At 68.7% G+C, this 12,707-nt stretch carries 10 protein-coding genes; 5 read left to right on the forward strand and 5 right to left on the reverse strand.

What is annotated here, in order from left to right:
* Nucleotides 1–86: 86 nt before the first annotated feature.
* The 3 genes from ACFOPH_RS06355 (at nucleotide 87) to ACFOPH_RS06365 (ending at nucleotide 2,484) form a co-directional block, all read left to right on the forward strand.
* Nucleotides 87–266: a DUF3606 domain-containing protein gene (locus tag ACFOPH_RS06355; protein WP_312551677.1), complete on the forward strand. Its 180-nt coding sequence runs from the start codon at nucleotides 87–89 to the stop codon at nucleotides 264–266.
* A gap of 184 nt (nucleotides 267–450) precedes the next feature.
* Nucleotides 451–1,593, forward strand: coding sequence for a mechanosensitive ion channel family protein (locus tag ACFOPH_RS06360; protein WP_312551678.1), 1,143 nt, complete (start codon nucleotides 451–453; stop codon nucleotides 1,591–1,593).
* Nucleotides 1,594–1,644: 51 nt separating this feature from the next.
* Nucleotides 1,645–2,484: a glucose 1-dehydrogenase gene (locus tag ACFOPH_RS06365; protein WP_312551680.1), complete on the forward strand. Its 840-nt coding sequence runs from the start codon at nucleotides 1,645–1,647 to the stop codon at nucleotides 2,482–2,484.
* Between the two features lie 190 nt (nucleotides 2,485–2,674).
* Here the strand turns inward: ACFOPH_RS06365 and ACFOPH_RS06370 are convergent, their stop codons facing one another.
* Nucleotides 2,675–5,101: a penicillin-binding protein 1A gene (locus tag ACFOPH_RS06370; protein WP_379734248.1), complete on the reverse strand. Its 2,427-nt coding sequence runs from the start codon at nucleotides 5,099–5,101 to the stop codon at nucleotides 2,675–2,677.
* A 148-nt stretch (nucleotides 5,102–5,249) separates the two neighbouring features.
* Between ACFOPH_RS06370 and ACFOPH_RS06375 the strand changes: the two genes are divergently transcribed.
* Complete coding sequence (locus ACFOPH_RS06375; protein ID WP_379734250.1) at nucleotides 5,250–5,735, forward strand: MarR family winged helix-turn-helix transcriptional regulator; 486 nt, start codon at nucleotides 5,250–5,252, stop codon at nucleotides 5,733–5,735.
* 55 nt (nucleotides 5,736–5,790) lie between these two features.
* On the opposite strand, the gene ACFOPH_RS06380 is transcribed toward ACFOPH_RS06375, so the two are convergent.
* From ACFOPH_RS06380 to ACFOPH_RS06390, 3 genes are all read right to left on the reverse strand, one after another.
* Entirely contained in the window at nucleotides 5,791–6,918 is a 1,128-nt protein-coding gene (locus tag ACFOPH_RS06380; protein WP_312553094.1) for a YbdK family carboxylate-amine ligase, read from the reverse strand.
* On the reverse strand, nucleotides 6,919–8,103 hold the full coding sequence (locus ACFOPH_RS06385) for a cation:proton antiporter (RefSeq protein ID WP_379734252.1): 1,185 nt from the start codon (nucleotides 8,101–8,103) through the stop codon (nucleotides 6,919–6,921). It lies immediately after the preceding gene.
* Between the two features lie 211 nt (nucleotides 8,104–8,314).
* Nucleotides 8,315–9,706 carry a metallophosphoesterase family protein gene (locus tag ACFOPH_RS06390; RefSeq protein WP_379734254.1) on the reverse strand — a complete coding sequence of 464 codons (1,392 nt, stop codon included), beginning with the start codon at nucleotides 9,704–9,706 and terminating at the stop codon, nucleotides 8,315–8,317.
* Nucleotides 9,707–9,855: 149 nt separating this feature from the next.
* On the opposite strand from ACFOPH_RS06390, the gene ACFOPH_RS06395 reads away from it, so the two are divergent.
* Nucleotides 9,856–10,620: a ZIP family metal transporter gene (locus ACFOPH_RS06395; RefSeq protein WP_379734256.1), complete on the forward strand. Its 765-nt coding sequence runs from the start codon at nucleotides 9,856–9,858 to the stop codon at nucleotides 10,618–10,620.
* Between the two features lie 154 nt (nucleotides 10,621–10,774).
* Here the strand turns inward: ACFOPH_RS06395 and ACFOPH_RS06400 are convergent, their stop codons facing one another.
* The gene (locus ACFOPH_RS06400) at nucleotides 10,775–12,364 is read right to left on the reverse strand and encodes an ATP-binding protein (protein WP_379734258.1); all 1,590 of its coding nucleotides are present in this window, start codon (nucleotides 12,362–12,364) and stop codon (nucleotides 10,775–10,777) included.
* Nucleotides 12,365–12,707: the final 343 nt, after the last annotated feature.

A 12,707-nucleotide genomic window follows, 5' to 3' on the forward strand; every position in this document is an offset into this window, starting at 1 on the left:
AAATACGGACGCTAGGTGAAATGCTTAACCGACCATGCCTGTGCCCGCTGGCATATTCGTTCCGAACTCGTCAATAGGAGCGCATCATGTCCGACAATCTCGAAAAACGCGGTCAACAGGACCGTTCCCGTATCAACGTGCACGAAGAGTGGGAAGTCCGCCACTGGACCGAGGCGCTCGGCGTTAGCAAGGAAGAACTCGAGCGCGCCGTGAAGGCCGTCGGTCCTTCGGTCAGCGCCGTGCGCGAACACCTGGGCCGCAAGTAAGGACCTCACGTCCGGCAGGCGTTGCGGGCGCGATTGCGTCCTGCCCTTGGCGCCTGCCCACCCTCTCCGGACGCCTCGCGCGTCCTTCCGCCCCGCGCCGCGCCACACCGTCCGGCGGCGCGGCTAGCGGCGCCGTATCTTCCCGCGCGCCCTTGCGCCATCCTCGTCATGAAAGGAGCCCAATGTGGAATTCCGCGCCTTCGTCGATTCGCTCGACATTACCCTGCCCAATGCCCTGTTCGCCCTGGCGCTCGGCGTAGCCGCCTTCGCCGCCATCCACGGCGCGCTGATGCTGTTCCGGCGCCGTCTCGACCAGCTTAGCGACGAATGGGCCCATCGCCCGGTCGCCGAGGTGCTGCGCAAGACCCTGGCGCGCACCAGCAACCTGGTAGTGTTTGCCACCGCCGTCCTGATCGGCCTGTCGGCGCTCGACCTGCCGCCGCCCTGGAACACGCGCGTCGGCCACCTGTGGTTCCTGACCCTCGGCCTGCAGCTCGCGATCTACCTGCACAGCGCGATCAAGGTCACCGCGCGCCGCTACTTCCGCACCCATAACCCGGCGGGCGTCGATTCCCAGGTGACGATCGCGCACACGCTGATCATCTGGGTGCTGCAGACCGCGGTCTGGGTGATCTTCGCCCTGGCCCTGCTGTCGAACCTCGGCATCAACGTCACTACCTTCGTCGCCAGCCTCGGGATCGGCGGTATCGCCATCGCGCTGGCGGTGCAGAACGTGCTGGGCGACCTGTTCGCCTCGCTCTCGATCGCGATCGACAAGCCGTTCGAGGTCGGCGACTTCGTTTCGACCAACAACATCTCGGGCACGGTCGAGAAAGTCGGCCTGAAGACGACCCGCATCCGCGCCCTCGGCGGCGAGCAGATCGTGATTTCCAACGCCGACCTGCTCAAGAGCACGGTGTCGAACTTCAAGCGCATGGAAACCCGGCGCATCGTGTTCAACCTGCGCGCCCATCCGGACACGCCGCCGGCCCTCGCGGCCCAGGTGCCGCCTGCGCTCAAGGCGATCATCGGCAAGCGCGACAAGGCGCGCTTCGACCGCGCCCACCTGAGCAAATTCGACCAGAACTTCATCGAGTACGAAATCGTCTACACCATGCTCGATGCGAGCTATGACCTGTTCATGGACACCCAGCAGGCGATCCTGCTCGATGCCATGCGCATGCTGCAAGAGCTCGGCATCTCGAGCGCGCCGCGCGCCCAGCAGCTGCTGCTGCAGGAGCCGGCCGAGAACGCCTCACCCGAGCTGCCGATCGAGGGCCGGGTGCGTTCCCCGGCAGCCCTGCGCAGCCTGCCGAAAGGCGCCTGAATGCGCGCCGGGCTGCCGTTCCAACCACGTTGAACCAAGGAGGATGTGTCGATGAACCAGCCCAAGCAGCAACAGCAGCCGCCCGGCACCGAGGCCGAGCTGACACCCAAGGCCGACCACGGCGAGACCAGCTACCAGGGCTCCGGCAAGCTGGCCGGCAAGGCGACCGTGGTCACCGGCGCCGACAGCGGCATCGGCCGCGCCGTCGCCCTCGCCTTTGCGCGCGAGGGGGCGGACGTGCTGATCGCCTACCTGAACGAACACGAGGACGCCAAGGAAACCGCGCGCCTGGTCGAGGAAGCCGGCCGCAAGGCCGTGCTGGTGCCGGGCGACCTGGCCGAGCCGGCGCACTGCCGCGCCATCGTCGACCGCGCGGTGCAGGAATTCGGCCGCATCGACGTGCTGGTCAACAATGCCGCCTTCCAGATGACCCGCGACGCGCTGGAAGAGATCCCGGACGAGGAATGGGACTACACCTTCCAGGTCAACATCACCGCCATGTTCCACATCTGTAAGGCGGCGGTGAAGCACATGCGGCCGGGGTCGTCGATCATCAACACCACCTCGATCAACTCGGACAAGCCGAAGCCGACCCTGCTCGCCTACGCGGCCACCAAGGGCGCGATCGCCAACTTCAGCGCCGGCCTGGCGCAGCTGCTGGCCGAGCAAGGCATCCGCGTCAACTCGGTGGCGCCGGGGCCGATCTGGACCCCGCTGATCCCCTCCACCATGCCGCCGGAAGAGGTGGAAAGCTTCGGCCAGCAGGTGCCGATGAAGCGGCCCGGCCAGCCGGCCGAGGTGGCGCCGGTGTACGTGATGCTGGCGTCCGATCAGGCAAGCTACATCTCGGGCGCGCGCATCGCGGTGACGGGCGGGACGCCGATTTTGTAAGCGGTGGAGGTACCGTAGGGTGGGCACCCGTGCCCACGCGGAGATCGGCACAACGCTGCACCTCGCGCCAATCGAAAAGCAAGCGCCGCGTTGACGCTACAGAGGCGTCAACGCGGCGCTCGCGTTCGGGCAGGGTAGCCGGCCAACGAAACGCACGCGTTCGCGTGGGCACGGGGTGCCCACCCTACGATCAGAACAAGGGCGACGGCACCGGCGTCGGCGGCGGGGGCGGCGGCGACAATTCTTCCTCCGGCACGGTCTCGACCTCGACCGCCTCGTCCGCCTGCGGCACGATCACTTCGACCGCCTCGTCGGCCGGCACGCCCTCGTACAGCTCCTCCGCTTCGTCATAGTCCTCTTCCGGTTCCTCTTCCCGCACGCGCACCGGTGGCGGCTTGCGCCCGCCCGGGAACAGCGCGTCCTTGTCGATCCTGCCTTCGTCGAGCGCGGTCTTGAAGAAGTCGCCGACCAGCAGGATGGCGTTGTGGCCGCCCTGCCCCCAGTAGTTGCTGCGCATGGTGACGCGGTTGTCGTTGAAGCCGACCCAGGCGCCGGCCACCAGGTTCGGGTGCATCAGGATGAACCAGCCGTCGGCGTTGTTCTGGGTGGTGCCGGTCTTGCCGGCGACGTCGCCGGTGACGCCGAAGCGGTAGCGCACCGCGGTGCCGGTGCCGCGGGTGACGACGCCGCGCAGGATGTCGATCAGGGTCTCGCTGGTCGCCTGCGACAGCGCGCGTTCCGGCGCCACGCTGGCGAAGTCGGCGACGACCTTGCCGTCGCGGTCCAGGATGCGGCGCACGAAGACCGGCTTGCGGTACTGGCCCTGGGCGGCGATGGTCGCATAGGTGTTCACCATCTCGAGCAGGGTCACCGGGCTGGTGCCGAGGGCCAGCGAGGGCACCGAGGCCAGCTTGCTCTGGCGGATGCCCATGTTGCGCGCCAGCTTGATCACCGACGGCAGGCCGACGTCCTGCATCACCTGGGCGGTGATCGTGTTCTTCGAGTGCACCAGGCCTTCGCGCAGCGTCACCTGGCGGCCGCTGGTGCCGGACATGTCGGTCGGGCGCCAGACCTTGCCGTTGCCCATGTCGAAGTCCATCACCGTGTCGGCGTAGGTCTGTTCGGGCGGAATACCGCTTTCCAGCGCCGCGCCGTAGACGATGGGCTTGAAGGTGGAGCCGGGCTGGCGCGCGGCCTGGGCCACGTGGTCGTACTGGTCGCGCGCGAAGTCGCGGCTGCCGACCCAGGCCTTGACCTCGCCGGTGGCCGGGTCCATCGCCACGAAACCGGCCTCCAGGCGCGACTTGGCATCCTTCAGCGTGCGCAGGAAATCGCGGTCGCCCTTCAGGCGCTTGAGCGCGGCGGCGGGCGCCTCGCCGCCATCCACGGCGCGCCGGTATTCGCTTGACTCGCGCACGAACGCGTCGAGCTGGCCGCCATGCGTGCGCCAGTAGTAGTCGAACGGCTTCACGCTCGGGCGCATCGCGGTGTAGGTAGCGGTCGAACTGGCGCCCGGCACCCAGGAGTTGGCCCATTCGACGTCGGCCACCGCCTGCAGCGCATTCGCCTGGCGCTCCACCGCGCGCAGCGCGGCCTGCTGCAATGCGGCGTCGAGCGTGGTCTCGACCACCAGGCCGTCGAGCTCGAGGTCGTAGTCGTTCTCGTTGGCCCACTCCAGCAGCCACTTGCGCACGTAGGCGGTGAAGTGGTTGTCGCGCCCGCTGCGGTCGAGCTGGCGTTCGAAGCGCAGCTTCAGCGGCCGCTTGGACAGGGACTTGAAGCGCGCGTCGGTCAGGTGGCCGTGCTTGCGCATCTGCCCCAGCACCACGTTGCGCCGGCCCAGCGAGCGCTCGGGATTGGTGACCGGGTTGTAGTAATAGGTCCCCTTCAGCATGCCGACCAGGGTCGCCGCCTCCAGCACGTCGAGCTTGGCGGCCGGCTTGTCGAAGTAGGTGCGGGCCGCCATCTCGATGCCGCGCGCGTTGTACAGGAAGGGCACCGTGTTCAGGTAGGCTTCCAGGATCTCGGTCTTGCTGTAGGTGTTCTCGATCTTGATCGCCGTGATCAGTTCCTTGAGCTTGCGGTTGACGCTGCGCGCCCGGCCGATCTCCTCGGGGAACATGTTGCGCGCCAGCTGCTGGGTGATGGTCGAGCCGCCCTGGGCGTCGCCCTTCAGGCTGGCCAGCAAGGCGCCGGCGATGCGCGTGAAATCGACGCCATGGTGGTCGTAGAAGCGGTGGTCCTCGGTCGAGATCAGGGCCGCCACCACGTGCGGCGAGACCTGGGACAGCTTGACGCGCTCCTGCAGGCCCTGCTCGAAGGTGCCGAGTGCGCGCCCGTCGCTCGACATGATGACGCTCGGGCGCGCGGTCGTGACCTGCTTCAGGTCGTCGACGCCGGGCGTCAGGGGAATCAGGACCAGGAGGTAGGCCAGCAGCGCCGTCAGCAGCGCCGCCGCCGCCCAGAGGGCGATCAGGACCGCCTGTTCCCAGCGCGGCCGCCCCTGCAGGATACCGTGGGCGCGTTTTACGCCCGCCTGGGCGCGGCTGCCCGCGCCGCCGAAAAAGTTCTTTGCCCGCTGCCGAATGTCGTTGTCGGTCTTCTCTTCCTGATTCACTGGTGTCCTTGCGCCTTATCGGTTCTCCATGCGCCAAGTATAGCGGACAGCGGCCGCGGGCACGGGGCCGCTTCGTCGTATGGCAGTGTGCGGCAGCCTACGGCGGAGAAGCGGCCCGGTGGACGGCGCTTTCCGCTATGATGGCGCCATGTCTGAACAGAACAATGCGGGCCAGCTCGCTCCCGAAACGCGCGTGCTGCGCCAGTTCCGCATCGTCTTCAATGCGGTGAAAAACCACTTCCGCCAGGTCGAGCGCGATGCCGGCCTGGGCGGCGCCCAGCTCTGGGCCCTGTCCGTGATCGCGCAGTCGCCGGGCATCGGCGTGACCGACCTGGCGCGCGCGCTCGACATCCACCAGTCGACCGCCAGCAACCTGGTGCGCGCCCTGGGCAGCCGCGGCCTGATCGCCAGCGCGCGCGAGGGCCAGGACCGGCGCGGCGTGGCCCTGCGCACCCTGCCCGCCGCCGACGCCGTGCTGCAGCGCGCGCCGGCGCCCTTTGCCGGCGTGCTGCCCGATGCCCTGTCCAGCCTGGACGCCGCGACCCTCGCGCGCCTCGAGAAGGACCTGGGCGCGCTGATCGCCCTGCTCGCGGTGGACGAGGCCGACGCCCACGTGCCGCTCGGCCAGGGGTAAGAACCTCCAGGCCGCGGCCTCTCCTTTTTCTGCCGCTGCCCCTGCCCCTGCCGGCTTACGCCGGCAAGCCCTCGCGGAAACGCCGCAGCGCGGCGTCGACGATCGCTTCCGCGCTGCCGCCGTCCTCGTGCGCGGCGCGCAGGAAGGCGGCGTCGCTGCCGGTATGGGTCTCCTGGTACAGGTGCTCGAGCGCGGCTTCGCTGCCCAGCGCCTTCGCGTGCGGCTCCAGGTGGCGCAGCGTGGTCAGGATGTCCTCGCGCAGCGAGAGCGTCTCGTGGGTCTGCGGGTGGACCAGGGTGCCGTCCAGGCCGAAACGGCAGGCCTGGAAGCGGTTGTAGTTGTAGACCAGGTAGTCGTCTTCCAGCGGCGGCGGCTCGTTCCGTTCCAGCAGGTGGCGGCACAGCGCCTGCAAGTAGCAGGCCAGCGCGGCGGCGCGCTCCACCGTCAGCGGCGTGTCGCAGACGCGCAGCTCGATCGTGCCGTATTCGGGTTTCGGCCGCAGGTCCCAGTAGAAGTCCTTCATGCTCTTCACGATGCCGGTGTTTTCCATCCGCGTGAAGTAGTCGCGCTCGAAGGCTTCCCAGCTGAGCAGGAACGGCGCGCGGCCCGACAGCGGGAAGGCGAACACCGAGTTCAGGCGCGCCGAATTGAAGCGCGTGTCGCTGCCCTGCAGGAAGGGCGAGGAACTCGACAGCGCGATGAAGTGCGGGATGTAGCGGTTCAGCGCATGCAGCAGGAACAGCGCCTCGTCGCCCGAGCCGCAGCCGATGTGCACGTGCTGGCCGAACACGGTGAACTGCTTGGCCAGGTAGCCGTACAGGGCCGAGACTTCGCGAAAGCGCGGCTTCGAGAAGATCTTCCGCTGCGACCACTGCTGGAAAGGATGGGTGCCGCCGCCGCACACGCCGACGTTGAGCGTGTCGCCGGCGCGCAGCAGCGTATCGCGGATGCGGCGCAGTTCCTCCAGCAGTTCGCCGTAGTGGGTGTGCACGCTCGAATTAATCTCGATCATGCTCTCGGTGATCTCGGGCGTGACGTTGCCGGGGAAAGGCGCGCGGCCCAGCAGTTCCAGCATGTCCGGCGAGGCCGCGACCAGGTCGAAGTCCGACAGGCTCACCAGCTGCAGCTCCAGCTCGACGCCCATGGTAAGCGGCTGCGATTGTGCGAATCGTTCGAGTGCCATTCAAGTCTCCTTTCCGATACGGGTTTCGTTGGCCCAGACCACGGCGCGCTGGGTCAGGATCGGGCCGGCGACGTCGAGCAGCAGCATCACGGCGGCCAGCGGCGCCAGGCTGTCGAACAGGTCGACGCCGATCCAGCGGGTCTGCTCCATCAGGATGATGGCGAACACCGCCATCGGCGTCAGCGCCAGGCCCGACAAGGCGCCCTTGCGCGCCGAGATGCCGGAAACGCGCGCGAACAGGGTGCAGATCGAGACCTTCACCGCCGCCCGCACCAGCACCAGCAAGAGGCCGAGGGCGATGCCGCCGCTGACGTGCTCGAGCTGCACCTTGGTGGCCACGAAAAAGAACATCAGCACCGTCAGCAGGTCGCCCAGCACGCCGAAATTGCGCTGCGCCGGGCTGAGGGCGATGCGGCGGTGGCGCGCCACCAGGCCGAAGGTGAGCGCCGCCAGCACCGGCGACAGCGGCAGCACCGAGGTGATGGCGACCAGCAGCACCACCGCCAGCGCGAAGGCCAGGGTGCCCTCGCGCGAGGCGTCGATCATGCGCAGCCAGAGCGGCACCAGGGCCCCGAACAGGGCGCCGAGGCCGGCGGACGCGACCAGTACCAGCAGGCTGCTGGCGGCGGCGTGGGCGACGTCGCCCGAGGTCTGGAACACGCCGATCCCGACCACGATGTTGAAGGTGAACACGGCCATCACGCAGTTCAGGGCGGTCAGGTGCATGGCGCGCTCGGTGACCTGGCCGGCGGCGCCCTGCTCGTTCAGCACGCGCAGCAGGCCGGCGGGCGAACTCGACATGGCCAGCGAGGCGGTCAGCGCGGCCGGCAGGCGCTCCATGCCGCACAGGTGGGCGACCAGGTAGACCGCGGCGAAGGTGCAGGCCGCTTCCAGCAGCGAGGTCGCGACGATCCAGGGATTGTTGCGCAGCCAGCGCAGGTTGATGCGGTATCCGAGTTCGAACAGGATCAGGCCGAAGCCGAGGTTGGCCAGCAACATGAAGTTCTTCGCTTCGGACGGCGGCAGGTAGCCGGCGGCCAGGTTGCCGAACACGAAACCGGCCAGGCCATACACGGCGATGCGCGGCAGCGCGGTCCAGCGATAGAACAGTTCGCCGGCCATCCAGGCCAGCGTCATGGCCAGCGGCCAGGCGAGTTGAAGTCCGAGATCGGAAAAATCGGGCATGCGTGTCCTCCAGGCAGGGCGGGAGAACGGCAGCTCCACCGGGCGGTGGGGCCTCCCGCGAAAAATGGCCCCCGGGGTGACCGGGGGCCCAAAAGAAACGAATGAACGCCTCATCGCTGATCGAGAGCCCGCCGTGGCGGCGGTTCCGATGTCGCTATATTGCCCGATCTATATTTCCTTGGCAACTATATTTGACGAAATGTATTGACAATCATTTCACTTGAGCCACTTCGCACTGCGAACGGCGGCCCTTCACGCTGCAGCTGTTCTTCCGGTTGCCGTCGCGGTCCCAGACCCCGACCTGCCATGCATCGGGCCCGGTACGCTCCATCGTCATGAAGCCGAAACCGTCGATCCAGGAACTCATGGCCTCGACCACGGCGCCCGGCGCCGGCTGCTGGCCGGGCGGCACGCTGGCCGGCAGCGGCACGATGTCCTCGGCCGTGCCCGAGAACCCGGCCACGAACTGGGTCGGGTGCGGGCTCGAGAAGCTGAGCTGTTCCCACAGGTGCACGTGGCCCGAGAGCAGCATGCTGATCGAGCGCGGCAGGTAGCCGGGATCGACGTCGCCGAAGGCGTCGAGCAGGCCGCGGTCGCCCCCGAACAGGGTGACGGCGCCGCTCTTCGGATCGCGGTTGGCGCCGAAGGCGAACAGCGGGTGGTGGTCGACGGCGATGTTGTAGGCCGCGCCGCGCGCCAGCTGCTCGACCTTGCGCCAGGTGTCGGCATAGCGGGCGCGGCGCGGGTCGCTCTTCGGCAGGCCCTTCCAGTTGGTGTTGGCGGTATCGAACACGATCAGCTGGGCGTCGCCGCCGAGCGGCACCGCGTACGGGTCGCTGTAGTCGCCGGCGCCATCGTTGGCCGGGTCGTCGCAATCGCGGCCCGCCTCGAAGGGCCGCGGATCGAGGTAGCGCCACCAGCCCTGCCCGCCGCGCGAACAATTCTCGTGGTTGCCGCGCGCCAGCACCCAGGGCGCGGCGGCAAGGAGCTTTTGTGCCGGCGTGAAGAAATCGGCGGCCCAGGCGTCGTAGCCGTAGCCGTAGGGACTGCCGGCGCAGCCGGGGCGATCCTGCGGGCAGGGATCTTCGCGGTAATGGTAGTCGCCGACGTGGATCACGAGGTCCGGCTTGAAGGCGGCGGCGCTGGCCGCCACCCGCGCGAACGGAAAGGCTGCGGGGTCGTTACAGTCCTGGAATTCCTTGCCCTTCAGGCGGCAGCCGGTGTCGCCGATGACGACGATGCGTTGCGGCTGCGCTTTCGGCACCGGCAACGCCAGCTCCCCTGCCCGCGCCGTGTAGGTCCCGGCCGGGATCGGCGCCTCGCAGGTCAGCACCGCGGTCGAGGGCGGCGTATGCGGCTGGCCGGCGCGCGCCGGAATGCTCGACATCGGCACCCGCACCCGCATCGGCAGCAGCTTGCCGTCGACCTGCAGCGGCGGACAGGCGGACCCGGTAGTGATGACGCGGGCGCTGGCCTGGCCGTTCTCGCCGATCACGACGAAGGCCGATTCGATGCCGGGCGGCTGCGGTGCGTAACTGGCGCAGCCTGCCAGGATGGCGGCTGGCACCAGGACGGCAAGACGGGGCATCAGGGTCGATGTCATGGGGCTCGATGTCATGGATAGTGCTTTCCTGCAAAAGTGCCGAATGTATCACAGCCCTATGGCAGCTTGACGAAACCGGGACAAGCGGACGCCCGCGTTTCGCACTTGCGGGTAGCATTTTGACAAGCACAACAATGTTGGAGACGGGCATGGGCGACATTCCGCCGTGGTTGCAGGCCGGGTTCTGGGGACTGGTGGCGGGCGGCGCCCTGCTGCTCGGGGCGGCGGTAGGCTACTGGGTCAAGGTGCCGCCGCGCCTGATCGCCGCCATCATGGCCTTCGGCAGCGGCGTGCTGATCTCGGCCCTTTCCTTCGAACTGATGGAAGAGGCCTACCACAAGGGCGGCTTCGCCTCGACCGCGCTCGGCTTCCTGGCCGGCGCCGCGGTCTACACCCTGGCGAACTGGCTGCTGTCGCACCAGGGCGCGAAGCACCGCAAGCGCTCCGGCGAGCAGCAGCCGAAGGCGGCCGACAACGGCGGCAGCGGCATGGCGATCGCGGTCGGCGCCCTGCTCGACGGCATTCCGGAATCGATCGTGATCGGCCTGTCGATGCTGGGCGGCGGCAAGGTCAGCCTGGTGGCGGTGTCGGCGATCTTCCTCTCGAACGTGCCGGAAGGCCTGTCGAGCGCGGCCGGCATGAAGAAGGCCGGCCGCTCGGCCAGCTACATCTTCGGCATCTGGGGCGCCATCGCCGCCGCCTCGGGCGTGGCGGCCCTGGTCGGCTACACCGCGTTCGAGAGCGTCCCGGGCGGCGTGGTGGCGGCCACCACGGCGGTGGCGGCCGGGGCGATCCTGGCGATGCTGGTCGATACCATGATTCCCGAGGCCTTCGACGAGGCGCGCGATTTCGCGGGGCTGATCACGGTAGCGGGCTTCCTGTCGGCGTTTGCGCTCAGCAAGATGGGCGGGTGAACGGGTTCGTTCAGGCAAGGAACTCCACCTGCAACGCCAAGCCGGGCCGGGTTTCGTTGTTGCAAGGAAACTTAATTGTCGCTATGCTGACAGGCGACAACACCTAAGGAAAATGATCGAACCTATTGGGTTGCAGAGGGCGGGACGGCGCCGTTCAGCCTGCCGTCATGCTTGCCGCCCGCGCATCGGGCGCGCTGGCATCGAGCAGCGGCAGCACGACGGTGAAGGTGCTGCCCTGGCCGAGGCCGCCGCTGGCGGCGCGCACGCTGCCGCCCTGCAGCTCGGTCAAGCGCTTGACGAGGGCCAGTCCCAGGCCGAGCCCGCCTTCGCCGCGCTCCGGCGTCACCTCGGCCTGGGTGAACAGGTCGAACACGGACGGCAGCAGCCCCGGGGCGATGCCGCTGCCGTTGTCGCGCACCGCGATCTCGGCCTGCTGGCCGGTCTGGCGCAGGCTGACCCCGAGCTCGCCCCCGGGCGGCGTGTACTTGGCGGCATTGTTGAGCAGGTTGACCACCACCTGGACCAGCCGCTTGCGGTCGCCCAGCACCCAGAGCGGCACATCGAACCTCTCGATGCGGCAGGCATGGCCCTTGCGTTCGATGAGGGAGCGGGCCTGCTCGTGCGCGGTATCGAGCACCTCGTTCAGCTCGACCGGACTGCGCTCGAGCACGATCTGGCCGCGCCGCACGCGCGACACGTCCATCAGGTCGTCGACCAGGTGCGCCATGTGATCGACCTGGCGCCCGATCACGTCGCTCAGGCGGCGCAGCTGGCCCGGGTCGCCTTGCATGTCGCGCTCCAGCATCTCGGCCACGACCTTCATCGGCGCCAGCGGATTGCGCAGCTCATGGGCGAGCGTGGCGAGGAAGATGTCCTTGCGGCGGTCGGCTTCGTGCAGCTCCTCCAGGGTCCTCTGCAGTTCGGCCTCGGCCTGGCTCCGCGCCGCCTCGACCGCATGCAGCCGCAGCGACAGGCGCCAGAGGATCGCCGTCAGCGCCACGATCGTTCCCCAGACCTGCAGGATCACCGCCGTGCCGGGGTCGTACAGGCCGCCGTGCAGGCCGGCCGCGACTGCGGCGCCAAGCAGCAGCGGCACCGCGCCCGCCGCCGCCAGTGCCTGGCGCACGATGCGCCCGGCCGGCGTGACGCCGATGACCGCCGCCATGATGCCCAGGCCGGGCCGCAGGAACAGCACGCCGAGCGCGAGCGCCAGCGCGGCCAGCGTGGTCGGGATCGACATGCCCTGGCCAGGCAGGACATGGTAGACAAAGGTGTCGCGCGACAGATAGCTGATGGCGTTCAGCAGCGAGACCAGGGCCACCGCCAGCGCGGCCGACTGCGCCGCCACGAGCCGGCGCTTGCGCGCGCTCAGCCCCAATGCCAGGCCCAGTGCCACGAACGTGGCCGAGGTCGGGAGCGAAGACAGGCTGGCGGCGCCCTGGCTGCCGACCGCGCTCGCCAGGAACGGTCCCAGCGGCAGCCGCAGCAGGTGGGACGACAGCATGATCGCCGCCATCAGCCCCATGACGAGCGCGCAGGCGCCGGCCGGCGGCCGCGGGCGGTGGCCCAGGCGCGATGCCTGCAGCAGCAGGCTAGCAGCGCCGAGCAGGACCAGCAGGGCCGTCGCCGGCACCATCTTCGGCAGCCCGGGCGCGATCGACACCAGGACATCGGCCCCGCCCAGCCAGCCGCACAGGTTCTCGACGGCGATCGCCAGGGCAAACCAGCCGGCGGGCCTGGGCACTACGGAAACGGAGTCAATTCTATCCACAAGCAGAGTGCCCACGCGAAGTGTGATCAAACGCGACCATGGAACGCGGCGAGGGGCGGCGTCCGGCCGTCTTGACGGGAGACCGGTCCGCTGCGGCCGCAGCCCAGCCGTAAGTTATCAGCTTATCATCCCTTACCGGCGCATGGCGCAATGCAGCCGGCATAAGCCGGGGTCCGTGGTGTCGCCGCGCGCCGTTTCCGGCCCATCCCGATGCTCCCACCCCTTGTCGCCGCCGTTACGGTGCCGCCCCCTCTTTTTAGACAGTTTTTACGGTCCCATGGCTAAGCTGGCCGGGCTGTTCGAAAGCCTGCCGCCC

Origin of the sequence: Massilia haematophila (assembly GCF_042647645.1) — a bacterium.
Classification (GTDB): Bacteria; Pseudomonadota; Gammaproteobacteria; order Burkholderiales; family Burkholderiaceae_D; genus Telluria; species Telluria haematophila.